The sequence below is a fragment of the Rhizobium sp. Leaf371 genome (assembly GCF_001424045.1).
Classification (GTDB): domain Bacteria; phylum Pseudomonadota; class Alphaproteobacteria; order Rhizobiales; family Rhizobiaceae; genus Ferranicluibacter.
Map to the genome: position 1 here is coordinate 33,028 of NZ_LMQB01000012.1, position 25,041 is coordinate 58,068.

At 65.4% G+C, this 25,041-nt stretch carries 25 protein-coding genes; 14 read left to right on the forward strand and 11 right to left on the reverse strand.

The window, feature by feature from the left end; genetic code table 11:
* The first annotated feature begins 104 nt into the window (after nucleotides 1-104).
* Nucleotides 105-1,238, forward strand: coding sequence for an ATP phosphoribosyltransferase regulatory subunit (locus tag ASG39_RS08180; RefSeq protein ID WP_062594538.1), 1,134 nt, complete (start codon nucleotides 105-107; stop codon nucleotides 1,236-1,238).
* A complete protein-coding gene (gene hisG, locus ASG39_RS08185) occupies nucleotides 1,235-1,936 on the forward strand; it encodes an ATP phosphoribosyltransferase (RefSeq protein ID WP_062594539.1) in 702 nt (233 codons plus the stop codon). The genes ASG39_RS08180 and hisG overlap by 4 nt, the downstream gene beginning before the upstream one ends.
* Here the strand turns inward: hisG and ASG39_RS08190 are convergent.
* Complete coding sequence (locus ASG39_RS08190; protein ID WP_062594540.1) at nucleotides 1,933-2,400, reverse strand: GNAT family N-acetyltransferase; 468 nt, start codon at nucleotides 2,398-2,400, stop codon at nucleotides 1,933-1,935. The genes hisG and ASG39_RS08190 overlap by 4 nt on opposite strands.
* Nucleotides 2,401-2,523: 123 nt before the next feature.
* Between ASG39_RS08190 and ASG39_RS08195 the strand changes: the two genes are divergently transcribed.
* Together ASG39_RS08195 and ASG39_RS08200 are read left to right on the forward strand one after the other, a co-directional pair.
* Nucleotides 2,524-3,231: a glutathione binding-like protein gene (locus ASG39_RS08195; protein ID WP_062594541.1), complete on the forward strand. Its 708-nt coding sequence runs from the start codon at nucleotides 2,524-2,526 to the stop codon at nucleotides 3,229-3,231.
* Nucleotides 3,232-3,314: 83 nt separating this feature from the next.
* Entirely contained in the window at nucleotides 3,315-4,565 is a 1,251-nt protein-coding gene (locus ASG39_RS08200) for an FAD-dependent oxidoreductase (RefSeq protein WP_244481178.1), read from the forward strand.
* Between the two features lie 7 nt (nucleotides 4,566-4,572).
* Here the strand turns inward: ASG39_RS08200 and ASG39_RS08205 are convergent, their stop codons facing one another.
* The 4 genes from ASG39_RS08205 to groES form a co-directional block, all read right to left on the reverse strand.
* Nucleotides 4,573-4,794, reverse strand: coding sequence for a DUF3072 domain-containing protein (locus ASG39_RS08205; RefSeq protein ID WP_062594543.1), 222 nt, complete (start codon nucleotides 4,792-4,794; stop codon nucleotides 4,573-4,575).
* Between the two features lie 68 nt (nucleotides 4,795-4,862).
* Nucleotides 4,863-5,447: a hypothetical protein gene (locus ASG39_RS08210; RefSeq protein WP_062594544.1), complete on the reverse strand. Its 585-nt coding sequence runs from the start codon at nucleotides 5,445-5,447 to the stop codon at nucleotides 4,863-4,865.
* 139 nt (nucleotides 5,448-5,586) lie between these two features.
* Nucleotides 5,587-7,224: a chaperonin GroEL gene (gene groL, locus ASG39_RS08215; RefSeq protein ID WP_062594545.1), complete on the reverse strand. Its 1,638-nt coding sequence runs from the start codon at nucleotides 7,222-7,224 to the stop codon at nucleotides 5,587-5,589.
* A gap of 79 nt (nucleotides 7,225-7,303) precedes the next feature.
* Nucleotides 7,304-7,600, reverse strand: coding sequence for a co-chaperone GroES (gene groES / locus ASG39_RS08220; protein WP_062469756.1), 297 nt, complete (start codon nucleotides 7,598-7,600; stop codon nucleotides 7,304-7,306).
* Nucleotides 7,601-7,951: 351 nt separating this feature from the next.
* Between groES and chrA the strand changes: the two genes are divergently transcribed.
* The 3 genes from chrA (at nucleotide 7,952) to ASG39_RS08235 (ending at nucleotide 11,199) form a co-directional block, all read left to right on the forward strand.
* Complete coding sequence (gene chrA, locus ASG39_RS08225) at nucleotides 7,952-9,244, forward strand: chromate efflux transporter (RefSeq protein ID WP_062594546.1); 1,293 nt, start codon at nucleotides 7,952-7,954, stop codon at nucleotides 9,242-9,244.
* A 124-nt stretch (nucleotides 9,245-9,368) separates the two neighbouring features.
* A complete protein-coding gene (locus ASG39_RS08230; RefSeq protein ID WP_062594547.1) occupies nucleotides 9,369-10,217 on the forward strand; it encodes a TIGR01459 family HAD-type hydrolase in 849 nt (282 codons plus the stop codon).
* Nucleotide 10,218: 1 nt separating this feature from the next.
* Nucleotides 10,219-11,199, forward strand: a complete 981-nt coding sequence (locus ASG39_RS08235; RefSeq protein ID WP_062594548.1) for a bifunctional riboflavin kinase/FAD synthetase — start codon at nucleotides 10,219-10,221, stop codon at nucleotides 11,197-11,199.
* 23 nt (nucleotides 11,200-11,222) lie between these two features.
* On the opposite strand, the gene ASG39_RS08240 is transcribed toward ASG39_RS08235, so the two are convergent.
* The 4 genes from ASG39_RS08240 to ASG39_RS08255 form a co-directional block, all read right to left on the reverse strand.
* The gene (locus ASG39_RS08240; RefSeq protein WP_062594549.1) at nucleotides 11,223-11,420 is read right to left on the reverse strand and encodes a type II toxin-antitoxin system HicA family toxin; all 198 of its coding nucleotides are present in this window, start codon (nucleotides 11,418-11,420) and stop codon (nucleotides 11,223-11,225) included.
* Entirely contained in the window at nucleotides 11,420-11,668 is a 249-nt protein-coding gene (locus ASG39_RS08245) for a DUF1902 domain-containing protein (protein WP_244481179.1), read from the reverse strand. Before ASG39_RS08245 ends, ASG39_RS08240 begins: the two co-directional genes overlap by 1 nt.
* A gap of 124 nt (nucleotides 11,669-11,792) precedes the next feature.
* Nucleotides 11,793-12,251, reverse strand: coding sequence for a type II toxin-antitoxin system VapC family toxin (locus tag ASG39_RS08250; protein WP_062594551.1), 459 nt, complete (start codon nucleotides 12,249-12,251; stop codon nucleotides 11,793-11,795).
* Nucleotides 12,248-12,523: a type II toxin-antitoxin system Phd/YefM family antitoxin gene (locus tag ASG39_RS08255; RefSeq protein WP_062594552.1), complete on the reverse strand. Its 276-nt coding sequence runs from the start codon at nucleotides 12,521-12,523 to the stop codon at nucleotides 12,248-12,250. Before ASG39_RS08255 ends, ASG39_RS08250 begins: the two co-directional genes overlap by 4 nt.
* 295 nt (nucleotides 12,524-12,818) lie before the next feature.
* Here ASG39_RS08255 and ileS point away from each other — a divergent pair, with 295 nt between their 5' ends.
* The 3 genes from ileS to ASG39_RS08270 all read left to right on the forward strand — a co-directional run bounded on the left by ileS (nucleotide 12,819) and on the right by ASG39_RS08270 (nucleotide 17,107).
* Nucleotides 12,819-15,812, forward strand: a complete 2,994-nt coding sequence (gene ileS, locus ASG39_RS08260; RefSeq protein WP_062594901.1) for an isoleucine--tRNA ligase — start codon at nucleotides 12,819-12,821, stop codon at nucleotides 15,810-15,812.
* 190 nt (nucleotides 15,813-16,002) lie between these two features.
* A complete protein-coding gene (locus tag ASG39_RS08265) occupies nucleotides 16,003-16,620 on the forward strand; it encodes a hypothetical protein (protein WP_062594553.1) in 618 nt (205 codons plus the stop codon).
* Between the two features lie 7 nt (nucleotides 16,621-16,627).
* The gene (locus tag ASG39_RS08270; protein ID WP_062594554.1) at nucleotides 16,628-17,107 is read left to right on the forward strand and encodes a GNAT family N-acetyltransferase; all 480 of its coding nucleotides are present in this window, start codon (nucleotides 16,628-16,630) and stop codon (nucleotides 17,105-17,107) included.
* Between the two features lie 184 nt (nucleotides 17,108-17,291).
* Here ASG39_RS08270 and ASG39_RS08275 read toward each other — a convergent pair whose 3' ends face one another.
* Nucleotides 17,292-17,741 (reverse strand): nucleoside deaminase, encoded by a 450-nt coding sequence (locus tag ASG39_RS08275; protein WP_062594555.1) that lies wholly within the window; start codon nucleotides 17,739-17,741, stop codon nucleotides 17,292-17,294.
* A gap of 70 nt (nucleotides 17,742-17,811) precedes the next feature.
* On the opposite strand from ASG39_RS08275, the gene ASG39_RS08280 reads away from it, so the two are divergent.
* The 3 genes from ASG39_RS08280 to ASG39_RS08290 are packed head-to-tail and all read left to right on the forward strand — an operon-like array spanning nucleotide 17,812 to nucleotide 21,481.
* Nucleotides 17,812-20,049 (forward strand): pseudouridine synthase, encoded by a 2,238-nt coding sequence (locus ASG39_RS08280; protein ID WP_244481180.1) that lies wholly within the window; start codon nucleotides 17,812-17,814, stop codon nucleotides 20,047-20,049.
* A 6-nt stretch (nucleotides 20,050-20,055) separates the two neighbouring features.
* Nucleotides 20,056-20,619 carry a 16S rRNA (guanine(966)-N(2))-methyltransferase RsmD gene (gene rsmD / locus ASG39_RS08285; RefSeq protein WP_062594556.1) on the forward strand — a complete coding sequence of 188 codons (564 nt, stop codon included), beginning with the start codon at nucleotides 20,056-20,058 and terminating at the stop codon, nucleotides 20,617-20,619.
* A gap of 7 nt (nucleotides 20,620-20,626) precedes the next feature.
* Complete coding sequence (locus ASG39_RS08290) at nucleotides 20,627-21,481, forward strand: patatin-like phospholipase family protein (RefSeq protein WP_062594557.1); 855 nt, start codon at nucleotides 20,627-20,629, stop codon at nucleotides 21,479-21,481.
* Nucleotides 21,482-21,496: 15 nt separating this feature from the next.
* Here ASG39_RS08290 and ASG39_RS08295 read toward each other — a convergent pair whose 3' ends face one another.
* Nucleotides 21,497-23,329, reverse strand: a complete 1,833-nt coding sequence (locus tag ASG39_RS08295) for a monovalent cation:proton antiporter-2 (CPA2) family protein (protein ID WP_062594558.1) — start codon at nucleotides 23,327-23,329, stop codon at nucleotides 21,497-21,499.
* A gap of 200 nt (nucleotides 23,330-23,529) precedes the next feature.
* On the opposite strand from ASG39_RS08295, the gene ASG39_RS08300 reads away from it, so the two are divergent.
* Nucleotides 23,530-24,876 carry a TldD/PmbA family protein gene (locus ASG39_RS08300; RefSeq protein WP_062594559.1) on the forward strand — a complete coding sequence of 449 codons (1,347 nt, stop codon included), beginning with the start codon at nucleotides 23,530-23,532 and terminating at the stop codon, nucleotides 24,874-24,876.
* The last annotated feature ends 165 nt before the right edge of the window (nucleotides 24,877-25,041 follow it).

Consider the following 25,041-nt stretch of genomic DNA (forward strand, 5'->3'; position numbering starts at 1 on the left):
CGGGGAGAAGGTGCCGGCAGGCGGATGAGGGGCAGCATCCCCACGACGGCACCGGGCTTCCAGCCCTTCAACCCCGCCCGCACGCCCCCGGGAACCGCACATCCATGACCCTCTCCGACATGCCCGATTTCGCCCCGGACCTTCTCGCAGCCTTCACGGCCCGGCGGGCCGAGCGGGTGCATACGCCGGTCATCCAGCCGGCCGATCCCTTTCTCGACATGGCGGGCGAGGACTTGCGTCGGCGGATCTTTCTCACCGCGAGCGAGACCGGGACGAGCCTTTGCCTGCGGCCGGAGTTCACCATTCCCGTCTGCCTGCGCCACATCGCCACGGCCACCGGCACGCCGAAGCGCTATGCCTATCTCGGTGAGGTCTTCCGCCAGCGCCGCGGCGGCGCGGAGGAATTCTATCAGGCCGGCATCGAGGATCTCGGGGAGCGGGACGTGGCCAGTGCCGATGCGCGCGCCATTGTCGACGCAATGGAGATCCTGCGCCTCGTTCTGAAAGGCAGAAACCTTTCCCTGACACTCGGCGATCAGGCCGTGTTCGAGGCCGTGGTCGCCGCCCTCGGCCTGCCGGTCGGCTGGCAGAAACGGCTGATCCACGCCTTTGGCGACGCCGCGCATCTCGAAGCGCTGCTCGACCGGCTGGCCCGCCCGCAGCCCGTGGCCGGCCTCGATCCCGAGATCGAAGCCCTGCTGTCGGCAGACCGGGAGGACGATCTGATCGCCCGTCTCGAAAGCCGGATGGAGGAGACCGGATACTCCACCAATGCCAGCCGCTCGCCGGCCGAGATTGCCCGGCGGCTCAAGGAAAAGCGCGCGCTGGCCGAGACGCGCCTCGACGGTTCGGCCCTGCTGCTGCTGCGCGAATTCCTGACGTTGCGCCTGCCGCTCGCCGAGGCGTCCGCCGCACTCGCCGGCTTTGCCGATGCCGCGGACCTGAAACTCGGCCCGGCGATCGCCGCTTTCGACGCGCGTCTCGCCGCGCTCGCCAATGCCGGTGCGGATCTCTCCGCCATGACCTACCGCGCCGCCTTCGGCCGCCCGCTCGATTACTACACCGGCATGGTCTTCGAAATCACCGCCGCCGGCGGCGAGGTGCTTGCCGGCGGCGGGCGCTTCGACCGGCTGATGACGTTGCTGGGCGCTGAGAGCCACATCCCGGCCGTCGGCTTCTCGCTGTGGCTCGATCGCATCGACACGCTGCGCACGCGCAGATCGGGAGAGCCGGCATGACCATCACCATCGCGCTCCCCTCCAAGGGCCGCATGAAGGACGAGGCCTCCGCCATCTTCGAGCGCGCCGGGCTAAAAATATCCACCGTCGGCAACGACCGCTCCTATCGCGGCCGCGTCGAGGGCATGGACGATGTCGAGATCGCTTTCCTGTCGGCGTCGGAGATCTCCCGCGAGATCGGCGCCGGTGCCGTGGATTTCGGCGTGACGGGCGAAGACCTCGTGCGCGAGGGCCTTGCGGACGCCGACGAGCGCGTCGATTTCTGCGCCCGGCTCGGCTTCGGCCATGCCGATGTCGTCGTCGCCGTGCCGGATATCTGGCTCGACGTCGACACCATGGCCGATCTCGGCGATGTCGCGGCCGAGTTCCGAACCCGCCACGGCCGCCGGCTTGCCATCGCCACCAAATACTGGCGCCTGACCCAGCAGCACTTTTCCGGCAGCCACGGCATCCAGCTTTATCGCATCGTCGAAAGCCTCGGTGCCACCGAAGGCGCGCCGGCGTCCGGCTCCGCCGATATCATCGTCGATATTACCTCCACCGGCTCGACCTTGAAGGCCAACCACCTCAAAATCCTCTCCGACGGCATCATCCTGCGCTCCCAAGCCTGCCTCGTCCGCGCCCGCAAGCCGGAGCATGATGGGGACGCGCGGATCAGGGAGATCGTGGAGCGGGTGCAGGGGGCTTTGCGGGGTTAGCGTTCGCGCGAGAGCGGTTCTCCGATAACGAAAATATCGAGCCCATTCACGTTGCTCTCGATCAGTCTGAAACCCTGTTTCAGATAATAGGCCTGCTTGTCCGGCGCTGCGCATAGATAGCAGCAGGAGACGGTATCTGTGGCCGCTTCTGAACGGGCTGCGGTCAACAAACGCGCAGCCAAGCCTTGGCGTCTGAATTCGGGCTCGACCCAAAGTGCAGCGATCCAAGGCGAATATTGGGGACGAGCGTCATGATCGTGCTCGATGACCAGCACGGATCCCGCATAGGTGTCGCCCCGGTGCGCGACGAGCGCGAAAGGAACGCCGGTCCCGCCGATCATCGGGTCGAGATGGGCCCGATAGTCCTCCAACGTGACACCGCTTTCCGTCCACCACGCATTCCACGCGCGGTCTGCGATGATGCTTGCAAAACCCGGCTGGTGCTTAAGGTTGGAAATTTTCATCTGTGGCGGAACTCCTGGTCATTGCTGTTGCTGCGATGAACGAAAATCACAGCACCGCCCGCTGACATCCCGTCCCATCACACCTATGTGAAACCGCAACCGTTTCCAAGGAACCCGTCTCATATGGCCGATTTCTCTTCCTTCCCCATCACCACCCGCTGGCCCGCCACCCGTCCAGACGCCATCCAGCTCTATTCGCTGCCGACACCGAATGGCGTGAAGGTCTCGATCGCGCTCGAAGAACTTGGGCTGGACTATGAGCCTCACCTCGTTTCCTTCGGCACCAACGACCAGAAGTCGTCGGAATTCCTGTCGCTGAACCCGAACGGCCGCATCCCCGCGATCATCGATCCGAACGGCCCCGAGGGAAAGCCGATCGGCCTGTTCGAGTCGGGGGCCATCCTCATCTATCTAGCCGAGAAGACCGGAAAACTTTTCCCGGCGTCTGCTGCCGGGCGTTACGAGACGCTGGCCTGGGTCATGTTCCAGATGGGCGGCGTCGGGCCGATGTTCGGCCAGTTTGGTCATTTCTACAAGTTCGCCGCCGACAAGGTCGCCAACAACTCCTATCCGATGGAGCGCTACCGCGACGAATCCAAGCGGCTGCTGTCGGTGCTCGAAGCGCGCCTCGAAGGCCGCCAATGGCTGATGGGCGATGACTACACCATTGCCGATATCTCGACCTTCCCCTGGATCGACGGCGCCCGCAAGTTCTATGGCGGCGATCAGGTGCTCGACTATGCGAGCTTCCCGAACGTCGTCGCCTGGGTCGATCGCGCGCTGCAGCGCCCGGCCGTCCAGAAGGGCATGGAGATCCCCAAGCGGGATTGATCAGAAGCGCTTTCTCTCCCGCATTGACGCTTCCGCGCGTGACGGGATAGGTCACGGGCGGAACGATGCGAAGGGAGGACAGCGTGGCGGAAGAGCTTGGCGGGATCGGAGTGCAGGACGACCGGCTCGTCGTGGTCGGCGGCGGGCAGGCGGCCTTCGCGCTGATCGCGCGGCTTCGGGCGCTGAAGGATAGCCGTCCGATCACGCTGATTTCGGACGAGCCGAGCCTGCCCTACCAGCGCCCGCCGCTGTCGAAGAAATATCTGCTTCGTGAGATGACGCTCGACCGGCTGCAATACCGGCCGGAAAGCTGGTATGCCGAGCAGGCGATCGACCTCCGGCTCGCCACCCGCGTGACCGCCATCGACCGCGCGGCGAAATCCGTGGTCCTGAGCGACGGCACGAGGCTTCCTTACCACACGCTGGCGCTTGCGACCGGCGCCACGCCCCGCCACCTGGCCGACAGCGTCGGCGGCGCTCTCGATGGCGTCTTCACCCTGCGCGATTTCGGCGATGCCGACCGGCTGGCCGAGGCGATGCGCCCCGGTCGTCGCGTGCTGATCATCGGCGGCGGTTATATCGGGCTGGAGGCGGCGGCTGTTGCCCGCACGCTCGGGCTCGAGGTCACGCTGATCGAAATGGCCGACCGCATCGTCCAGCGCGTCGCGGCCTCGGCAACGTCGGACATTTTGCGCGCGCTGCACCTCTCGCGCGGTGTGGATCTGCGGGAGGGCACCGGCCTGACGCATCTCGTGGAAAAAGGCGGCCGCGTCGCCGGCGCCGAACTTTCGGACGGCACGACCATCGACGTCGATCTCGTCATCGTCGGCATCGGCGTGTCCGCCAACGATCGCATCGCCCATGACGCCGGCATCGAGACGGCAAACGGCGTTATCGTGGATATCCACGGCCGCTCGAGCGACCCCTCCGTCTTCGCGATGGGCGATTGCGCCGTGTTGCCCTTTGCCGACATGCTGATCCGCCTGGAATCGGTGCAGAATGCGGTGGATCAGGCGGAAGCGATTGCCGCGACCATCGGCGGCACACCGACGCCCTATCATCCAAAGCCCTGGTTCTGGTCGGATCAATACGACGTCAAGCTGCAGATCGCCGGCTTCGGCCTCGGGCATGACGAAACGATCACGCGCGCCGGGCAAAGGCAGGGCAGCGCCTCCGTCTGGTATTACCGCCAGGGCAGGCTGATCGCGGTGGATGCGATCAACGATGCCAAGGCGTATGTCGTGGGGAAGAAACTGATCGAGATGGGGGCGACGCCGGACAAGGCCGCCATCGAAAACCCCGCCACCGACCTTAAGGCGCTGCTCGTCGCCTGATCCCGTCTTATTCGCCGAGATCGAGCTTGCTGCGCAAGGCGTCGATCCGCTTGGACGCCTCCGCCTTGGTGATGTCCTCGGCAAACTGGTCCGGCTGGTGCGCCTGCTCCGACAGCGTCTGCAGATAGGACCGCTGCGCTCCCGTCATCGGCTCGTCGCCGCTGACCCAATCGTCGGGGTTTTTCTCGGTGTTGGAAGACGTGTCGTTGGCAATGGTCTTGTCGGACATGGACTGCTCCTGTGAACGTTATGTTCGCTAAACGTTCACGCGGGGAGGAGGTTCCCCCGGGGCGACAGCTATTGCCGGAGAAGCGCGGTAATGTCGGCTGCCAGGGCGTCGATGGTCGATGCGTCCGCATCCGTCGCCGTCACGCCGAGTGCGTCGAAACCGGCGCTCAAGGCATGATTGTCCAGAATCGATCGTTCGATGAAGCGATCGATGAGGTGCTTGCGTTCGGCCGTTGCGTGGTCGTAATCGGAGGCTGCTTCCACGCGCTGTCGCAAGACGGCATCGGGCGCCTGCAGGAAGACGATCCTGTATCGGGCGAGGTCAAGCGTCGAGAGATAGTCCGGCCGAAGGGCGGCACCTTCCATGATGAAAGGCTCCTCCAGGGTCTCCTGCCATTCGATGGCCTGAAGCAGGCGCGGCCACATGTTTTCGTGATGGACCTTCAGGAACCAGTGGGCGGTCTCGGGCGAGAGGCCGGTGTAGAACTCTGCGACCTGAGGCTTCACCTCTGGCCAGGGTCGCCCGGGGTGACGCCCGAGATCGTCGGTCGAGATGACCGTCCAGCCGAGGCTGCCCCCGAGCCGCGCCGCGAGAGACGACTTTCCGACATGAGACGTGCCGGCGATGAACAGTCCGGATGGCATCGGCATCATGGCAACCTTTCGATGGCGCGCGCGCGGGTCGATGGGGTAGCGAATATGAGCAAAAGAAGCGAAAGACGAATACCCATCGACGAAAAAAGGGCGGCCCTCGCGGACCGCCCCTCATTCCATCGATCCGTTTCCGGATGGATTACATCATGCCGCCCATGCCGCCCATGTCGGGCATGCCGCCGCCCATCTGGGCGTCCTTCTTGGGGAGCTCGGCGATCATGGCTTCGGTGGTGATCAGGAGCGAGGCGACCGAGGCTGCGTTCTGCAGCGCCGTGCGCACGACCTTGACCGGGTCAACGATGCCCATGGCGATCATGTCGCCATATTCGGACGTCTGGGCGTTGTAGCCGTAGTTGTCGTCGTTCTTCTCGAGGATCTTGCCGACCACGATCGAGGCTTCGTCACCGGCATTGTCGGCGATCTGGCGAACGAGCGACTGGAGCGCACGACGAACGATGGCGACGCCGGCGTCCTGGTCGGCATTCTCGCCCTTGACGTTGAGAACAGCGGAGCAACGCAGCAGGGCGACGCCGCCGCCGGGGACGATGCCTTCCTGAACGGCTGCACGCGTTGCGTTCAGCGCGTCGTCGATGCGGTCCTTGCGTTCCTTGACTTCGATTTCCGTCGAGCCGCCGACGCGGATGACGGCAACGCCACCGGCGAGCTTGGCCAGACGTTCCTGCAGCTTTTCGCGGTCGTAGTCCGAAGAGGTCTCTTCGATCTGCGCCTTGATCTGGGCAACGCGGCCTTCGATCTCGTTCTTGGCGCCGGCACCGTCGACGATGGTCGTGTTCTCCTTGGAGATCGAGACCTTCTTGGTACGGCCGAGCATTTCGAGCGTGACGTTCTCGAGCTTGATGCCGATGTCTTCGGAGATGACCGTGCCACCCGTCAGGACGGCGATGTCTTCCAGCATGGCCTTGCGGCGGTCGCCGAAGCCCGGAGCCTTGACGGCAGCGATCTTGAGGCCGCCACGCAGCTTGTTGACGACGAGCGTTGCAAGAGCTTCGCCTTCGACGTCTTCAGCGATGATCAGGAGCGGCTTGCCGGTCTGGACGACAGCTTCGAGAACCGGAAGCATGGCCTGCAGGTTCGAAAGCTTCTTTTCGTGCAGGAGAACGTAGACGTCCTCAAGCTCGGCCAGCATCTTTTCCGGGTTGGTCACGAAGTAGGGGCTGAGGTAGCCGCGGTCGAACTGCATGCCTTCGACGACTTCGAGTTCGGTTTCCGCGGTCTTGGCTTCCTCGACGGTGATGACACCCTCGTTGCCGACCTTCTGCATGGCTTCGGCGATATCGGCGCCGACCTGCTTGTCGCCGTTTGCCGAGATCGTGCCGACCTGTGCGACTTCTTCCGACGTGGAGATCGGCTTTGCCTTGGCCTGCAGGTCCTTGACGACGGCGAGAACGGCGAGGTCGATGCCGCGCTTCAGGTCCATCGGGTTCATGCCGGCTGCAACGGCCTTGTTGCCTTCGCGAACGATCGCCTGGGCCAGAACGGTTGCGGTCGTGGTGCCGTCACCGGCGATGTCGTTGGTCTTGGATGCGACTTCGCGAACGAGCTGTGCGCCCATGTTCTCGAACTTGTCTTCCAGTTCGATTTCCTTGGCGACGGAAACGCCGTCCTTGGTGATGCGCGGTGCGCCGAAGGACTTGTCGATGACGACGTTGCGGCCCTTGGGGCCCAGCGTGACCTTGACGGCATCAGCGAGGACATCGACGCCGCGCAGCATCTTTTCGCGCGCGGTGCGGCCGAATTTTACTTCTTTAGCTGCCATTTTGAAAACTCCCGGGCAAAAGCCCAAATTTTAAGTGTCGTCGGATTGTACGAAGAGACTGCCGGAGGCAGAGCCGATATCAGGCGATAACGCCCATGATGTCGGATTCCTTCATGATCAGCAGGTCTTCGCCGTTAAGCTTGACTTCGGTGCCCGACCACTTGCCGAACAGGATGCGGTCGCCGGCCTTGACGTCCAAAGGAACGACCTTGCCGCTATCGTCACGCGCGCCGGAGCCGACGGCGACGATTTCGCCTTCCTGCGGCTTTTCCTTGGCGGTGTCGGGAATGATGATGCCGCCCTTGGTCTTGGCTTCGGATTCGACGCGACGTACGACGACGCGGTCGTGCAGGGGGCGGAATGTAGTGCTTGTCATTGTCTTTTCCCTCGATCAAATGACGCTGGGATCTCTCGGGATCCATCGATCTGTTAGCACTCCGGTATGTCGAGTGCTAGCAAGGCTGAGATAAGGGTGGTTTCTGCCGGAGTCAAGGTTGAGGCCGTCATTTCTGTCGGCAGCCTGTCATGAGACCGTCGTACGAACGGTGCGCGACACGGGGCCGGATGCGCGTCGCACGCAACGGTCGGCGCGTGGATCGGGAATCGCTGGGGCAACATGAACGATCAACACGGCACGAATGCGACAGCCCGGAATTTCGGCCCGTCCCGCGATGGTTCAAGCGCGGATTCAAGCGATGGTCAAAACTATGTTTCCACAGAGGGGGAGGTGGCCATTCGCCCCGCTTTCGCGGAAGCCGCGCGCGTCTGGGCGCGCATCGGCTGTCTCAGTTTCGGCGGTCCCGCCGGGCAGATCGCCCTGATGCACCGCGAGGTGGTGGAGACCCGGCGCTGGGTGGATGAGGACCGTTTCCTCCATGCCCTGAACTATTGCATGCTGCTGCCGGGCCCGGAGGCGCAGCAGCTCGCCATCTATATCGGCTGGCTGCTGCACGGCACGCGCGGTGGCCTCGTGGCCGGCCTCTTCTTCGTGCTGCCCGGCCTTTGCGTTCTCCTCGGCCTTTCGACGCTCTACGCGCTCTACCACCAGACGGGCATGCTGTCGGCCGTCTTCTTCGGCCTGAAAGCCGCGGTCCTCGCCATCGTTGTCGAAGCCCTGCTGCGTCTGGCCCGAAGGGCACTGAAGACGACCGTGGCGCGCGCGATCGCGGCGCTCGCCTTCGTCTGTCTGTTCGTCTTCTCCGTGCCGTTCCCGCTGGTCATTCTCGCGGCCGGCCTGTTCGGTCTCCTGACGGCCGGTCGCCAGGCGGCGAGTGCATCAATGGCAGAGGTGGCAGGTCCGGCCCGCACCTGGCCGCAGACGCTGGCGCTCGTCGCCGTCTGGGCCGGGCTCTGGGTCGCGCCGCTCGGTCTCATCGTTCTTCTCTGGGGTGGAGAGAGCGTCTTTGCCGCCCTTCATATCTTCTTTTCCAAGATGGCGGTCGTCACCTTCGGCGGGGCCTATGCGGTGCTTGCCTATGTCGCCCAGCAGGCGGTGGAAACGCATCACTGGCTGCGTCCGGGCGAAATGCTGGACGGCCTGGCGCTGGCGGAAACCACGCCGGGACCGCTGGTGCTGGTGCTCACCTTCGTCGGTTTCATGGCCGCCTTCCGCGTGCCGCCCACAGGCCTCGATCCCGTGGTCTCCGGCCTCATCGGCGGACTGGTCGCCACCTGGGTCACCTTCGTGCCCTGCTTTGCCCTCATCTTTCTCGGCGCCCCCTCGGTCGAGCGGTTGCGCGGCAACCGGATGGCGGTCGCGGCCATGGCGGCGATCTCGGCAGCCGTGGTGGGCGTCATCCTCAACCTCGCGGTCTGGTTCGCCCTGCATGTGCTGTTTGCGCGCGTGCAGCCGGTCCGGCTCGGACCCCTGGTCCTGTCCGTGCCCGACCTTGCCTCCTTCGATCCCTGGGCGGCCCTTCTCGCACTGCTGGCAGCCGGCCTGCTATTCGTCGCGCGCCTGGGCGTGGTCGCCACGCTGAGCGTCTGCGCTGCCGGCGGCCTGCTCGTCTCGCTGCTGTGAGGCGGCAGAAGAGGGTATTTCCGCAGGAATGCGACGGATAAGAGAGGCGATTGCCGCGTTTAGGCTTGTCTTTTGGTGACGTCCTTGCGATGTCAGCCGACAGAAGTCTCAATGGGAAGCCTGCATGGCCGTTCGCATCAACAGCTTTCGCGACATCGCAAACCGCTATGACGTGGTGCTATGCGACGTCTGGGGCGTGCTCCACAACGGCGTCGCGGCCTTTCGCTCAGCCTGCGAAGCCCTGACCGACGCCCGCAGTCGCGGCCTGACCGTCGTGCTTGTCACCAATTCGCCGCGCCCGCATCCCGGCGTCATCGTCCAGATCCGCGGCCTTGGCGTGCCCGATGCTGCCTATGACCGCATCGTCACCTCCGGCGACGTCACCCGCGCGCTGATCGCGGCCGGCCCGAAAAAGATCTACTTCATCGGCTCCGACCGCGACTTTCCGCTGCTGGCGGGCCTGGGCGTCGATATCGTCGCCTCCGAAGATGCCGAGATCATCGTCTGCGCCGGCTTCTTCGACGACGAGACCGAGACGCCGGACGATTACCGCGCCACGCTCTCGGCCCTCGTCAAGCGCAACCTGCCCTTCATCTGCGCCAATCCGGATCTCGTGGTCGAGCGCGGTGAGCGGCTGATCCCCTGCGCCGGCGCCATCGCCAAGCTTTACGAGGAACTGGGCGGCGAGGCGCGGATCGCCGGCAAGCCGCACAAGCCGATCTATCGCGCAGCGCTCGGCGAAGCCAGGGCCGTGCGCGGCGCGCTCGACGGCGCCCGCGTCATCGCCATCGGCGACGGCATGCCGACCGACGTTCGCGGCGCGCAGGATAGCGGCATCGACGTGCTCTATATCGGCGCCGGCATCCACAATGCCGAATACATGACCGGCGAAAAGACCGATGAAGCGAAGCTCGCCGCCTTCCTGAAAAAGGAGGGCGCGACGCCGAAATGGTGGATGCCGCGGCTCGCGTGACATGACAGTCTTTCACCGCAACGAGACCAGGAATCCTCTCCCTGCCACTCTCCACGGCGGCGTCATCGCCATTGGAAATTTCGATGGCGTCCATCGCGGTCACCAGTCGGTGCTCGATCGCGCGCTGGCCGAGGCCCGCACGCTCGGCGTGCCCGCGCTCGTTCTGACCTTCGAGCCGCACCCTCGCGCCGTGTTCCGGCCGGACGAGCCCGTCTTCCGCCTGACGCCGGCGCCGCTCAAGGCGCGCATCCTCGAAGGCATGGGCTTTGCCGCCGTCATCGAATATCCGTTCGATCGCAGCTTTTCGCAGATGTCGGCCCATGATTTCATTCGCGACGTGCTGATGGACTGGCTGAAGGCCGGCCATGTCGTCACCGGCTTCGATTTCCATTTCGGCAAGGGACGGGAAGGCGGCCCCGCCTTCCTGATGAAGGCCGGCGCCGACAACGGCTTTGGCGTGACCCTGGTCGATGCCTTCCGCGACGAAAACGCCGACGTCGTCTCGTCGAGCCGCGTGCGCAGCCTTCTCGTCGAAGGCGACGTGGCGCAGGCCGCCGCCCTGCTCGGCTATCGCTACACGGTGGAGGCCGAGGTTATCGGCGGCAAGCGGCTCGGCCGCACGCTCGGCTATCCCACGGCCAACATGCGTCTCGACCCCGGCGTCTGCCTGAAAAACGGCATCTACGCCGTCCGTTTCCGCCGCGCCGACGGTTCCCTGCACGACGCCGTCGCAAGCTTCGGCCGGCGCCCCACGGTCACCAGCGACGGCGAAGCGCTGCTCGAAACCTTCCTGTTCGATTTCTCCGGCGATCTCTACGGCGAAGTGGCCTCGGTCTCCTTCTTCGGCCACCTGCGCGACGAGCTGAAATTCGACGGCCTCGACCCGCTGATCGTCCAGATGAAACAGGACGACGCCGAAGCCCGCGCCCTCCTCTCGGGCGTCACGCCGCTCGGGCCGCTCGATCTGGGGCTGTGTTTCTAGGGGGTGATCAGCCAAACGGATGATCAGAGTTTGCCGTCGTAGCCCGCGTCTTTCAGAATGGCGTTGGCCGTATGACGGCTCTTTAGGTTGTGCGGAACCAGCAGCATCTTGCCGGTTTCCCGGGATCTCCATTTTTCGTGCGAGCCCTTGGCGTTCGTCTGATACTCGAAACCAAGCGTCACGAGAATGTCGCGCACATCCTTGTAGAACCCGTCCGGCATCAGGCCGCGACCGGCAGGACCGGTGCCTGCCAGACGATCGCGGGGATCAGGTCCTTCAGCGGCGTCGTCGCCAGTTCGGGCAGGGACATGTGGTTGTTGACGATCAACTCGATCGCGGTGTCTGCCATGATGGCCTGAAAGGCGTCGAGATCGTCCGCTTCGATATGCAGGCCCTCGATGTCGCTCTCGGACACGAAAACCCCGGCCTCCGCATCCCAGACGGCTCTCACGAAGAACGTACGTTTCATGCCGATGATCCTCATTGCAGCTCGATCTCTTGTCTACATCCAAACGACTGCCCGTTAAAGGCGCAAGCGCGCACCCTCTCGGGCATCACGCCGATCGATCTGGGGCTGTGTTTCTGATCAAGCCTCAGCGGCTGCGAAGAGGAAATTGCGCGATGTCATCCTTCCAGGGGTTGAAGACCGCCGCACCGCTTCTTTCGACATCCCTGACATTGCGTGTCACGAGATAGAGATTTTTCTCTTGAGCCTGGGCTGCAAGCATTGTGTCGATGACCGGTGGCGTATGGCCGGTTATCTGTTTTACGCGCCCCGAGATGGCTCCCCAGCGGCGTATGGTTGCATCATCAAGCGAAAGAACTCTGCCTGAAAAGCGCATCTCCAATTCGTTGCGGGCAGCAGTGTAACGATGCCGGTTCATATTATCGTCAGGGAGGTTTTCGATGCCTTTGTCGTATTCGGCAAGCGTCAGGATGCTGATATAGAGGAAGTCCTCTTTCTGTGTGTCGGCCCAGGTCTGGACGGAGAGAGCGCCGTTGGGGCTGAGGAGAGAGGCGATGACGTTGGTATCCAGAAGCCAGCCGATCACAGCTCGACGTCCCGTCCCCGGTCGTCTTCCCGCTCAAGATCGAGGTCGGCCCCGTGAAGACCAAGTCCTTCCATGAATTCCACGAAGCTTTGCCGGGGTTGAGATCCCGTCAGCCGCTCGTGCTCCTCGACGCTGATGATGACGACGCTGTCGCGCCCCCGCACGGTCACGCGTTGCGGACCTTCGCTTCGTGCCCGCCGGACGACTTCGCTGAAGCGCGCTTTTGCGTCCTCAAGTTTCCAGGTCGGGGGTTTCGCGAGATTGTTGGGCATGGAAAACCTTCCATCTGGTCAGATGGTCAGCATAGTCGCGCCAACCCGGAAAGTCCATTCGCCGCATGCGTGCGCCCCCTTCCATTCCGCTGCAAAACCCCTTAGACAACGGGCCATCATGACACCGAGGCGGCTTGCATCCTTCCTGCGAATTATCGGCCCGGCCTTCCGCGCGCGCTAAGCGGCCGGAAGGTCCGGGTTTCAAGCATTTGCGCCGCCGCGGGGCTTGCAGCCTCGCGCGTCTGTTTCCTGCCCCGACATCGCGCTTTGAGCGCGCCAGAGAATGATGGCCGATATGACCGAAACCACCCAGCCTTCCGATACGCCAGCAGCGTTTGACTATTCCAAGACCCTCTATCTGCCCGAAACCGAATTTCCCATGCGCGCCGGCCTGCCGCAGAAGGAGCCGGAGATGGTGGCCCGCTGGCAGCAGATGGACCTCTACAGACAATTGCGCGCTTCCGCCGCCGGCCGCGAAAAATTCGTGCTGCATGACGGCCCGCCCTATGCCAACGGCAATATCCATATCGGCCATGCGCTCAACAAGATCCTGAAGGACGTCATCACCCGGTCGTTCCAGATGCGCGGCTTCGACAGCAACTACGTGCCCGGCTGGGATTGCCACGGCCTGCCGATCGAGTGGAAGATCGAGGAGGAGAACTATCGCGCCAAGGGCAAGGGCAAGCCGGACCTCTCCGAACCCGACGCCATGATCGAGTTCCGCCGCGAATGCCGCGCCTATGCCGAAAAGTGGATCAAGGTGCAGGCCGACGAGTTCAAGCGCCTCGGCATCACCGGCGATTTCGACAATCCCTATCTGACGATGAACTTTCACGCCGAAGCCCGCATCGCCGGCGAACTCCTGAAGATCGCAAAAAGCGGCCAGCTCTATCGCGGCTCGAAGCCGATCATGTGGTCGGTGGTGGAGCGCACGGCGCTGGCCGAAGCGGAGGTGGAGTATCACGACGTCGATAGCGATATGATCTGGGTGAAGTTTCCTGTTACTCCCAAGTCGTCCCTTGTGAAGAGGAACGATGACGGCAATCTCCCGATGGGAAGAAATGAGAAAGAAGCGCAGCTTCTGAACTCTTTCGTCGTTATCTGGACCACGACCCCCTGGACGATCCCCGGCAACCGGGCCATCGCCTTCTCGAACCGCGTCGCCTACGGTCTTTATGAAGTCACCGAAGCCGCCAACGATTTCGGCCCGCGTCCCGGCGAGAAGCTGATCTTCGCCGACAAACTCGCCGAGGACTCCTTCGCCAAGGCCAAGCTGCAATTCAAGCGTCTGCGCACCATCGCCTCCGACGAACTCGCCGCCATCACCTGCGCCCACCCGCTGGCCGATCTCGGCTACATCTTCGATGTCCCCCTGATCGCCGGCGACCACGTCACCGACGAGGCCGGCACGGGCTTCGTGCACACCGCGCCCAGCCACGGCCGCGAGGACTTCGACGTCTGGATGGAAAACGTGCGCGCGCTGGACGCCCGTGGCATCGATACCGCCATTCCGTTTCCGGTGGACGATGCCGGCTACTACACCAAGGACGCGCCGGGCTTCGGCCCGGAGGCCGAGGGTGGCGCCGCGCGCGTCATGGACGACAACGGCAAAAAGGGCGATGCCAACGAGCGCGTCATCAAGGCGCTGATCGCGACCAACACGCTCTTTGCCCGTGGTCGCCTGAAGCATTCCTATCCGCATTCCTGGCGCTCCAAGAAGCCGGTCATCTTCCGCAACACGCCGCAATGGTTCGTCTACATGGACAAGGACCTCGCCGACGGCACGACGCTGCGCACCCGCGCGCTCACCGCCATCGACGACACGCGCTTCGTGCCGGCGGCCGGCCAGAATCGTCTGCGCGCCATGATCGAAGGCCGTCCGGACTGGGTTCTGTCGCGCCAGCGCGCCTGGGGCGTGCCCATCTGCGTCTTCGCCCGCGAAGACGGCACGATCCTGAACGACGAGGCCGTCAATGCCCGCATCCTCGAAGCCTTCGAGGCCGAGGGGGCGGACGCCTGGTTTGCGGCCGGCGCCAAGGAGCGCTTCCTCGGCAACGATAAAGACTCGGCCGAATGGCACCAGGTCATGGACATCCTCGACGTCTGGTTCGACAGCGGCTCCACCCATGTCTTCACGCTGGAAGACCGGCCGGATCTCAAATGGCCGGCCGACGTCTATCTCGAAGGCTCCGACCAGCATCGCGGCTGGTTCCATTCGTCGCTGCTCGAAAGTGCGGCGACACGCGGCCGCGCGCCTTACGACACCGTCGTCACCCACGGCTTCATCATGGATGAGAAGGGGGAGAAGATGTCGAAGTCGAAGGGCAACGTCACCGCCCCCCAGGAAGTGATGAAGGATGCCGGCGCCGATATCCTGCGCCTCTGGGTCATGACGTCCGATTATGCCGACGACCTGCGCGTCGGCAAGGCGATCATCCAGACCAATATCGATGCCTATCGCAAGCTGCGCAACACCATCCGCTGGATGCTGGGCACGCTCGCGCACGACACCGGCGAAGACGTCGCGCTGGCCGACATGCCGTCGCTGGAGCGGCTGATGCTGCACCGGCTGAGCGAGCTCGACGAGGTCGTGCGCAGCGGCTACGACGCGTTCGACTTCAAGCGGGTGACGCGCGCGCTGATCGATTTCTCCAATGTCGAGCTGTCGGCCTTCTACTTCGACATCCGCAAGGACGCGCTCTATTGCGACGCGCCGTCGAGCCTGCGCCGCCGCGCCAGCCTCTGCGTCATCCGCCGCATCTTCGAGTGCCTCGTCACCTGGCTGGCGCCCATGCTGCCCTTCACCACCGAGGAGGCCTGGCTGTCGCTGAAGCCCGATGCGGTCTCGATCCATCTGGAGCAGTTTCCGGAACTTCCGGCCGACTGGCGCGACGAGGCCGTTGCCGAGAAGTGGCGCCTGATCCGCGATATCCGCCGCGTCGTCACCGGCGCGCTGGAGGTCGAGCGCCGCGAAAAGCGCATCGGATCCTCGCTGGAGGCCGCCCCCATCGTCCACATCGCCGATGCCGCAACGGCGGACGCGCTGAGCGACGAGGATTTCGCCGAGATCTGCATCACCTCGGCCATCGAGATCGTCGTCGGAAAGGGCCCGGAAAACGCGTTCCGCCTGGACGGCGAGAGCCGCATCTCCGTCGAGCCGCAGCTGGCCAAGGGCCGCAAATGCGCCCGCTCGTGGAAGGTCACGACCGATGTCGGCTCCGACGCCGATTATCCCGATGTCACCGCCCGCGATGCGGCGGCCCTGCGGGAGCTCGGCGTTTCTCTCTGACGGGGTCGTCACGTCGTGACCACCGGGTGAATTGCGCTTGCGCGGTTCATCCGGTAGAACCCTGCCTGAAAATGGGCGGATTCATCCGTCATGGGGCAGGAATTGGCGGGCAGATCGGCCGAAGCGCCTCCGGGGGGTCCGGGAGCGCCGGAGGGCCGCGGGGCAGGCCGCACGCGCTGGAAGGGTTTGAATGACAATGACGCGACAGTATGGTGCGAGCGCCGGCGTGCTCTCGATCATGGCCGCAAGCCTCGTGCTCACCGGTTGCATCGGCGGCCCGACCTACGGGACGGACAAGACCGCCGGCGAGCACCTGATGGATGACCTCGGCAGCGCGGTCAGCATGGGCGGCGATAAGGCCGCCAACGTCAAGTATCAGCCGCGCCCGGGCCTCGTGCTGCCGCCGACCGGCGAACGCACCGCTTTGGTCCAGCCGCAGGCTTCGCTGGCCAACAAGGACAATCCGGCCTGGGTCGAAAGCCCCGAGGAAACGCGCCAGCGCCTGCGCGAGGAAGCCGACGAGAATGCGGACCGGCCGGGCTATGTCTCGCCGCTCGCCAAGGCATCTGCGAACGGCCGCAAGCTGACCGCAAAAGAACAGCAGGAAGCCTACCGCGAAGCCCGCCGGATGCAGATGGGCGCCTATTCCGACAAGCGCCGCACGCTCAGCGATCCGCCGCTCGAATATCGCCGGGCGCCCGAGGCATCGCTGACCGATCTGGGCGAGGAGGAAAGCGTCAAGGAACGTCGCCGCAAGAAGGAAGCGCAGGTGCAGGGCACCGGCAAGAAGTGGTGGCAGGTGTTCTGAGCCGGTCATGACCGTCACGATCCGCGAGGCAACCATCGAGGATGCCGCCATCATCCTGCGCTTCGTGCGCGAACTGGCGGCCTATGAGAAGCTGGAACACGAAGTCGAAGCGACGGTGGACACCACCGCGCAGGCCCTGTTCGGCCCTGAAAGCGTCTCCAAAGCGGTCATCTGCGAGCGCGACGGCGCCCCCATCGGCTTTGCCGTCTGGTTCCTGATCTATTCCACCTGGCAGGCCCGCAACGGCATCTACCTCGAAGATCTCTACGTCACCCCGGACGCCCGCGGCACCGGCGCCGGCCGCAGCCTTCTGCGCCACCTGGCCCGGATCGCGGTTGCGGCGAACTGCGGCCGCTTCGAATGGAGCGTCCTCGACTGGAACGAACCCGCCATCCGCGCCTATCGCGCCATCGGTGCCGAACCCATGGCCGGCTGGACCCGCTACCGCCTCACCGGCGACGCCCTGCAGGATTTCGCCGCCGGCTGACGGTGTCGCCGGTTGCGAGCTTTCCGGGTCGGCGAACGCGGCTTCCGCAGACGCGCGATGTCAGTCGCGGCCCCTCCGTCTCCTCGTCTTTCCGGGCCTGACCCGGAATATTTTCATCTCACGTCCGTGAGATGAAGAGGCGCCCCTGACCCTGCAGACGTCCGCTCGCTGGAGGCTGGCGCCCCTACCGCCGTGCCTCGAAGAAGGTGCGCAACAGGTCCGCCGCTTCCGTTTCCCCGAGCCCCGGATAGACGTCGGGGGCGTGGTGGCAGGTCGGTTGGGCGTAAAAACGTCCGCCATGCTCCACCCCGCCGCCCTTCGGGTCGGCGGCGCCGTAATAGAGCCGGCGGATGCGGGCAAACGAGATGGCGGCGGCGCACATGGCGCAGGGTTCGAGCGTCACATAGAGGTCGGCGCCGGTGAGGCGTTCGGCGTCCAGCAACCGGGATGCGTCGCGGATCGCCTCGATCTCGGCATGGGCCGTCACGTCGCGGCGCTCGCGCGTCCGGTTGCCGCCGGTGCCGATGACGGTGCCCTCGAGCACGACCACGGCGCCGATCGGCACCTCGCCGCGGGCCTCCGCGGCCCGTGCCTCGGCCAGTGCCAGATCCATGAAGCCCGGTGATGCGGCCATTCGCGTCATTATTTCTCTTAACCCATCGGCTCCGACCTGATAGGAGAGCCTGAAAAGGCAGGCAACACAAATGACATCCAATGACAAGCCCCAGCGGCCGCGCGGCAAGCCCGCAAGCGGCGGCAAGACGACCGACCGGGCGCCGCGCGGAGCGGCAGCCGACGGCAAGCCGAAATTCGGCAAGAAGCCGTTCGATACCAAGGCTGGCGACAAGAAGCCCTTCGAGAAGAGGGACGGCGGCAAACCCGCGTTCGGCAAGCCCGCGTTCGGCAAGCCCGCGTTCGGCAAACCTGCCTTCGGCAAGCCAGCCTTCGGAAAGACCAGCGGCCCGCCGCGCGGCAAGCCCGCCTTCGCCAAGCGCGACGACGGCACGCCCGGCGAAACGCGCGCGACCGAGCGCCCCGCCTTCGACAAGCCCCGCAGCGATCAGGCACGCTCCGACAAGCGCTCGGACAAGCCCTGGGGCGAACAACCCCGGTTCGACAAACCGCGTTCAGACAGGCCGCGTTCGGACAAACCACGTTCGGACAGGCCGCGTTCGGAGAAGCCACGCTTCGAGACGTCCGGTGCCGAAACGGCCCGTTCCGACAAGCCCAGATTCGACAAGCCCGGGTTCGACAAGCCCAAATTCGACAAACCGAAATTCGACAAGCCGCGCGGTGATCGCCAGGAGGGTCGCTCCACCGAGGATCGTCCGGCCCGCGCACGCGCCGTCGCGGCCACCGCGGTCTCCGACGAGGCCCCCCAGCGCATCTCCAAGATCCTCGCGCGCGCCGGCATCGCCTCGCGTCGCGATATCGAGCGGATGATCATGGAGGGCCGGGTCAGCGTCAACGGCACCAAGCTTGAGACGCCGGTCGTCAACGTCACGCTGTCCGACAAGATCGAGGTCGACGGCCAGCCGATCCGCGGCATCGAGCGCACGCGCCTCTGGCTCTACCACAAGCCGACGGGCCTGGTGACCACGAACAACGATCCGGAAGGCCGGCCGACCGTGTTCGACCGCCTGCCGGAGGATCTGCCGCGCGTGCTTTCCATCGGCCGCCTCGACATCAACACCGAGGGCCTGCTGCTCCTCACCAATGACGGCGGTCTCGCCCGCGTGCTGGAGCTGCCGGCCACCGGCTGGCTGCGGCGCTACCGCGTTCGCGCGCATGGCAAGATCGAACAGGCCGATCTCGACAAGCTGAAGGACGGCATCGCGGTCGACGGCGTGCTCTATGGCGCGATCGATGCGACGCTCGACAAGGTTCAGGGCGCCAATGTCTGGATCACCATGGGCCTGCGCGAAGGCAAGAACCGCGAGATCAAGAACGTGCTCGGCGCGCTCGGCCTCGACGTGAACCGCCTGATCCGCATCTCCTACGGCCCGTTCCAGCTCGGCGAACTGCCGGAGGGTGCGGCCCAGGAAATTCGCGGCCGCACGCTGCGCGACCAGCTCGGCCCGCGCCTCATCGAGGATGCGAAAGCCAATTTCGACGCGCCGCTCTTCAACAATCCGGATGCCGACGACGAGGGGCCGCTGGTCTCCACCGATCGCGGCGCGGAACGCAGCCACGATCGCGCGGGTGAACGTGGGCAGGCTGCCTACGAAAAGCCGGCCTTCCGCGAGAAGGCCGCAGACCGCAACGAGCGCCTGCGCGGTCGTCTCGATACGCGCCCGGCCGACAACGCCAAGCGGGGCGGCCGCGAGAGCGCGCCGGCCGCGCGGAGCGACGATCGTCCGAAGCGCGAGCAGGTCGGACGGCCCCGCAAGGCCAATGTCTGGATGGCGCCCGGCGCCCGTCCCATCGCCGAGAAGAGGACCGGACCCGAGGCGGCGGCTGCCGAAAAGCCGGTGCGTCGCGAGCGTCCGGAAGGCGCGCCCAAGGTCAAGCGCTACGGCCGGACCAAGGACGGGCAGGCGATCGCCGGCAAGCAGCGCTTCGATCCCGATCGCAAGAGCGCGGGCGCAGGCTTTTCAAGGCCCGATACCGGACCGCGCGTCATCGTCGAGCGCGACAAGGACGATCGCGACTGGATCAAGGCGAGCGAACCCCCGGTCCGCGAGGAACGCGGCGGCTTCAAGGCGCGCGACGGTGGCGATCGTAGCGATCGCGGCGATCGTGCACCCCGTGACGGCAAGAGCTTCGGCGCCAAAAGCTTCGGCGAAAAGAAGAGTTTTGGCGGCGATCGTCCGGCGGGCAAATCCTTCGCCAAGCCCGCCGGTGCGAAGTTCGGTGGCAAGCCCGCTTTCGGCGGCAAGCCTTCGGGCGGTCGTCCGGCTGGCGGCAAACCGGGCGGTTCCAAGCCGCGCGGCGGGAAGTAACGCCCGGTGCGCATCGTCGGTGGAGAGTTTCGCGGCCGGGCTCTGGCGAGCCCGGCAACGGCCGATATCAGGCCGACCTCCGACAGGACGCGCGAAAGCCTGTTTAACATCCTCGCCCATGCCTATCCGGACAAGCTGGCGGAGACCCGCATCCTCGATCTCTTCGCCGGAACCGGTGCCGTCGGGCTCGAGGCGCTGTCGCGCGGTTGCCGGCAGGCGCTGTTCGTCGAAAACAGCGCGGAGGGCAGGGGCCTGCTGCGCACCAATATCGAGACGCTGGGGCTGACAGGTCGCGCCAAGATTTTCCGGCGCGACGCCACCGATCTCGGCCCCGTCGGCACCGTCGAGCCCTTTCATCTCGTCTTTGCCGATCCGCCCTATGGCAAGGGCCTCGGCGAGCGGGCCATGGCTGCGGCGTCGAACGGTGGCTGGATCCTGCCCGATGCGCTCGTCATCCTCGAAGAACGCGCCGATGTGACGCCGATGCCCGGTCCCGATTTCGAGCCGCTCGATATCCGCCAGTTCGGCGATACCCGCATGCATGTCTACCGCTTCCGCAAACGCGGCTGACCCGGCGATGTCGGAGATACTCTCCACGCGCACCGGATCGAGCGGCCCTTCGGTCGCTTTGGCGCTCGGCGGCGGCGGGGCGCGCGGTCTTGCCCATATCCATGTCATCGAGGCGCTCGACGAACTCGGGATCCGCCCGCGGGTGATCGCCGGCACTTCCATCGGCGCCATCATGGGCGCCGGCATGGCGGCGGGCATGCGCGGCAGCGATATCCGCGATTTCGCCCTGTCCACGGTCGGGCAGCGCAAGGAGATCGCCAACCGCCTCTGGCGGCTGCGGCCCTCGACCCTGCAGGCGATCGGCGGCAGCCTGCGCTTCGGCCCGTTCAATCTCGAACGCGTGCTGTCCGCCTTCCTGCCGGAGGCCATTCCCGAGGCGTTCGAGGCGCTGTCCATTCCCCTCAAGGTGATCGCCACCGACTACTACGCACAGGGCGAGACGGTGCTGGAAACCGGGGACCTGCGCGCGGCCATCGCCGCCTCCGCCGCGCTTCCCGGCATGTTCCAGCCGGTTCGGCTCGGCGGGCGGGTCATGATCGATGGCGGCTTCGTCAATCCGGTCCCCTTCGATCATCTCCACGGCCTGGCCGATCTCGTTCTCGCCGTCGATGTCGTCGGCGGCCCGGAGGGCGACGGCACTGCGCTGCCGACGCGGATGGATGCGATGTTCGGCGCAAGCCAGCTGATGATGCAGACCATCACCGCCATGAAGATGAAGGCGCGTGCGCCGGATCTTCTCGTGCGCCCCGCTGTCGGCCGCACCCGCGTCATGGATTTCCTGCGCGCACACGAGGTGCTCGCCATGAGCGCCGGCGTCAAGGACGAGGTCAAGGCACAGCTTGACCGTCTTCTCTCGGTGTAAGTCTCTCGATCGTTTCTACTTCGCCACCTGCGCCCGGTCCGCCGCGGCGATTTCCTCGTCCGGTCCGAGCGACGCCGCCGGTTCGCGCTTCGGCTTCATCAGCGGCTCGGGCTTGACCGGGCGGAAATGCAGCATGTCGCGACCGGCGGTCAGCCCGTCCACGGCCTGCACCTCCAGCCGCGCCTCGTCGCGTCGGCGGATGTCCGTGGTGATCGCGATCGCCTGCGCATCCGGCACGCCAAGACCCTCCAGCGTGCGCTGGCCGAACAGCAGGCCGGACTCGAGCGTTTCGCGCACTTCGTAATCGACGCCGCGCGCCCGCAGCTGCAGGGTATGCTGCCGGTCGTAGGAGCGTGCGAAAATGCGGGCATTGGGAAATTCCGACTGGACGAGATCGACGATCCGGTCGGTGATCTCTTTGCGATGCGTGCAGATCGCGACGATCTTCGCCCGTTCGATGCCCGCGGCCCGCAACACGTCGAGCCGCATGCCGTCGCCGAAATAGATGCGGAAGCCGAAGGTCGAGGCCTGTTCCACGCGGGCGGCGGAATGATCGATGATGGTGACGTCGCGGCCGCCGGCCAGCAGGATCTGCGCGGCGATCTGCCCGAAGCGCGAGAAGCCGATCATCAGCACGTCGGCACCGGCGCCCTCGAAATCCTCCTCCATTTCGTCCTCGGCCTCTTCCTCCTCGTCCCGCACGAGGTAGCGCGACAGGGCGGAGGCCACCGGCGTGAGCGCCATGGAGAGCGTGACGATGACCACGAGCAGCGATCCGGTCGCGTCCGCAAACACGCCGGCCGCCGCCGCCGCGCTGAAGAGCACGAAGCCGAACTCGCCGCCCTGCGGCAACAGAAGCGCGATGCGCACCGCTTCGTTGTGGCCCGAGCCGAACAGCCGGCAGACGGCATAGAGGCTGACTGCCTTGATGACGACCAGCAGGGGAACGGCGATCAGCACCGTGAGCCAGTTGGAAAAGATCACGTCGATCTGCAGCGACAGGCCGACCGCCATGAAGAACAGCGCCAGCAGCAGGCCGCGAAACGGCTCGATGTCGGCTTCCAGCTCATGCCGGTAGGTCGATTCCGCGAGCAGCACGCCGGCGAGAAAGGCACCCATCGCCATGGACAGCTGCGCCATCTGCATCAGCGTCGCCGCACCGAGCACGATCAGCAGCGCCGCGGCGATCATGATCTCGCGCGCGCCGGTACGCGCAAGGATGCGGAAGAACGGGTTGATCAGATACCGCCCTGCCAGCACCATCACGAGGATCGCGCCCAGCGCCACCGAGAAATCCTCGATCGGCGGCGTGGTGTCCTCCGGCGCCTGCAGCGCGAGCAGCGGGATCAGCGCCAGCAGCGGCACAATCGCGAGATCCTGAAGCAGGAGTATCGAAAAGGCGCGCTGGCCGGTGCGCGTATTGGTGTCGCCCTTCTCGTCGAGGATCTGCAGCGCGAAGGCGGTCGAGGACAGGGCCAGCCCGAAGCCGGCGATGAGGCTGCCGGAGGCGTCGAGCAGGCCGAGTTCGTAGATGATGAGGAACAGCAGCCCGCCCGTCACCAGCACCTGCGCGGAGCCCAGCCCGAAGATGTCCCGGCGCATGGCCCACAGCCGCGACATCTTCAGCTCCAGCCCGATCACGAACAGGAGGAAGACGACGCCAAGTTCGGCAAAGCCGAGGATTTCTTCTCCGTCGGTGATCTGGTGAAACACCGGGCCGATGATGACGCCGGCGGCGAGATAGCCGAGCACGGTCCCGAGCCCGAGCTTCTTGAAGATAGGGGCTGCCACCACGGCGCCGCCGAGCAGCAGGAGCGCCTGGGAGGTCAGGACAGGCGTTGTCGACATCGGCACGGTATCCTCAACCTTGGCCGTATTCCGCGCGGGCGCAGCGGATCCGGGCCACCTTCGATCGAAGGCGTTCTGCAGAAAGGCTTTCTTCCCGGCCGGCGAGACGGAAATAAGGCGTGCTTGCCGTGAGAATCGTGCCACGCCCTTGATGCCCGGGCCAGTGCACAATAAATGGGACGGGAAGGAAAGGCCAATTCATGCCCCAGACGATTGATTCCGCCGCACTCGAAACGCGAGCCGCCGAGCTCGTGGACCTTGCGAGAAAGGCGGGAGCCGATCAGGCCGACGCCGTCGTGCTGCGCGGGCGCTCGCGCTCCGTGTCGGTGCGCCTCGGCAAGGTGGAAGCGACCGACAGTTCCGAGAGCGACGATTTCTCGCTGCGCGTCTTCGTCGGCCGCCGCGTCGCCAGCGTTTCCGCCAATCCCGGCTTCGACCTGAAGGTTCTGGCCGAGCGCGCGGTCGCCATGGCCAAGGCCTCCCCGGAAGATCCCTTTGCCACGCTCGCCGACGATGCCCGCATCGCCCGCGATTATCCCGATCTCGACCTGTTCGACCCGAGCGAAATCTCCACGGAAGAGCTGACCGAACGGGCGCTCGAGGCGGAAGCCGCAGCCCTTGCCGTGCCCGGCGTCACCAAGACCAGCGGGGCCGGCGGCTCCACCGGCATGGGCGGCCTCGTGCTCGTCACCTCCAACGGCTTTTCCGGCGCCTATATGGGCACCCGCTTCAGCCTGTCGGTCAGCGCCATTGCCGGCGAGGGCACGAAAATGGAGCGCGACTACGACTTCGACAGCGCCCTGTTCCTCGCAGACCTGCGGGGCGCCGCCGATATCGGCCGTCATGCCGGGGAACGGGCTGCGGCCCGCGTCAATCCGCGCCAGGTCGAGACGCAGAAGAACGTCACCGTCGTCTTCGATCCGCGCGTGTCCCGCGGCTTTGCCGGCCATATCGCCGGTGCCATCAACGGCGCCTCGGTCGCGCGCAAGACCACCTTCCTGCGGGACAAGATGGGCGAGCGCATCCTGAAGCCCGGCATCAACCTCACCGACGATCCGCTGATCGTGCGCGGCTCCGGCTCGCGGCCCTTCGACGGCGAAGGCGTGACCGGGCAGAAGATGACGATGATCGAGGACGGGGTCCTCAGAAACTGGTTCCTCTCCACCGCCACGGCCCGCGAACTCGGGCTGGAGACGAACGGCCGCGGCGCGCGCAGCGGCACGGCGGTCAACCCGTCGTCCACAAATTTCGCGCTGGAGCCGGGCGACATCTCGCGCGAGGAGCTCATCCGCAGCGTCGGCACCGGTTTCTACGTCACCGAACTCATCGGCCACGGCGTCAACATGCTGACGGGCGAATATTCCCGCGGCGCCTCGGGCTACTGGATCGAGAACGGCGAGATCGCCTTTCCCGTCTCCGAGGTCACCATCGCCTCGAACCTCAAGCAGATGTTCATGGCCCTGACGCTGGCAGACGACATCGACCGCACCTACTCGGTCGCCGCTCCGACGATCGCCGTGGAAGGCATGACGCTCGCCGGAAAATAGGGTCGTCCCGGCGACAGCCGACGGCGAAAACCGAAAGCGCGGGATGACCGTGCGGCCACCATGTTTTGGCCGCACTTCGCCTGTTTGACGCGGGCTGTCTGATGCGGCCCGTTTGATGCGGCCCGTTTGATGCAGCATGGCTGACGCGCAGCAAAACCACACCGA

Excerpts from the sequence above, each read along its gene's own strand:
- ASG39_RS08230 (WP_062594547.1), top strand. The coding sequence starts at position 9,369 with ATGGCCGTTCGCATCAACAGCTTTCGCGACATCGCAAACCGCTATGAC.
- ASG39_RS08295 (WP_062594558.1), bottom strand. The coding sequence starts at position 23,329 with ATGTCGACAACGCCTGTCCTGACCTCCCAGGCGCTCCTGCTGCTCGGC.
- ASG39_RS08275 (WP_062594555.1), bottom strand. The coding sequence starts at position 17,741 with ATGGCCGCATCACCGGGCTTCATGGATCTGGCACTGGCCGAGGCACGG.
- hisG (WP_062594539.1), top strand. The coding sequence starts at position 1,235 with ATGACCATCACCATCGCGCTCCCCTCCAAGGGCCGCATGAAGGACGAG.
- ASG39_RS08270 (WP_062594554.1), top strand. The coding sequence starts at position 16,628 with ATGACCGTCACGATCCGCGAGGCAACCATCGAGGATGCCGCCATCATC.
- ASG39_RS08210 (WP_062594544.1), bottom strand. The coding sequence starts at position 5,447 with ATGATGCCGATGCCATCCGGACTGTTCATCGCCGGCACGTCTCATGTC.
- ASG39_RS08290 (WP_062594557.1), top strand. The coding sequence starts at position 20,627 with ATGTCGGAGATACTCTCCACGCGCACCGGATCGAGCGGCCCTTCGGTC.
- ASG39_RS08280 (WP_244481180.1), top strand. The coding sequence starts at position 17,812 with ATGACATCCAATGACAAGCCCCAGCGGCCGCGCGGCAAGCCCGCAAGC.
- ASG39_RS08240 (WP_062594549.1), bottom strand. The coding sequence starts at position 11,420 with ATGCCGGACGGGTTCTACAAGGATGTGCGCGACATTCTCGTGACGCTT.
- ASG39_RS08190 (WP_062594540.1), bottom strand. The coding sequence starts at position 2,400 with ATGAAAATTTCCAACCTTAAGCACCAGCCGGGTTTTGCAAGCATCATC.
- ASG39_RS08235 (WP_062594548.1), top strand. The coding sequence starts at position 10,219 with ATGACAGTCTTTCACCGCAACGAGACCAGGAATCCTCTCCCTGCCACT.
- ASG39_RS08300 (WP_062594559.1), top strand. The coding sequence starts at position 23,530 with ATGCCCCAGACGATTGATTCCGCCGCACTCGAAACGCGAGCCGCCGAG.
- ASG39_RS08195 (WP_062594541.1), top strand. The coding sequence starts at position 2,524 with ATGGCCGATTTCTCTTCCTTCCCCATCACCACCCGCTGGCCCGCCACC.
- ASG39_RS08245 (WP_244481179.1), bottom strand. The coding sequence starts at position 11,668 with ATGAAACGTACGTTCTTCGTGAGAGCCGTCTGGGATGCGGAGGCCGGG.
- ileS (WP_062594901.1), top strand. The coding sequence starts at position 12,819 with ATGACCGAAACCACCCAGCCTTCCGATACGCCAGCAGCGTTTGACTAT.
- ASG39_RS08265 (WP_062594553.1), top strand. The coding sequence starts at position 16,003 with ATGACAATGACGCGACAGTATGGTGCGAGCGCCGGCGTGCTCTCGATC.
- groES (WP_062469756.1), bottom strand. The coding sequence starts at position 7,600 with ATGACAAGCACTACATTCCGCCCCCTGCACGACCGCGTCGTCGTACGT.
- ASG39_RS08205 (WP_062594543.1), bottom strand. The coding sequence starts at position 4,794 with ATGTCCGACAAGACCATTGCCAACGACACGTCTTCCAACACCGAGAAA.
- groL (WP_062594545.1), bottom strand. The coding sequence starts at position 7,224 with ATGGCAGCTAAAGAAGTAAAATTCGGCCGCACCGCGCGCGAAAAGATG.
- ASG39_RS08255 (WP_062594552.1), bottom strand. The coding sequence starts at position 12,523 with ATGCCCAACAATCTCGCGAAACCCCCGACCTGGAAACTTGAGGACGCA.
- ASG39_RS08180 (WP_062594538.1), top strand. The coding sequence starts at position 105 with ATGACCCTCTCCGACATGCCCGATTTCGCCCCGGACCTTCTCGCAGCC.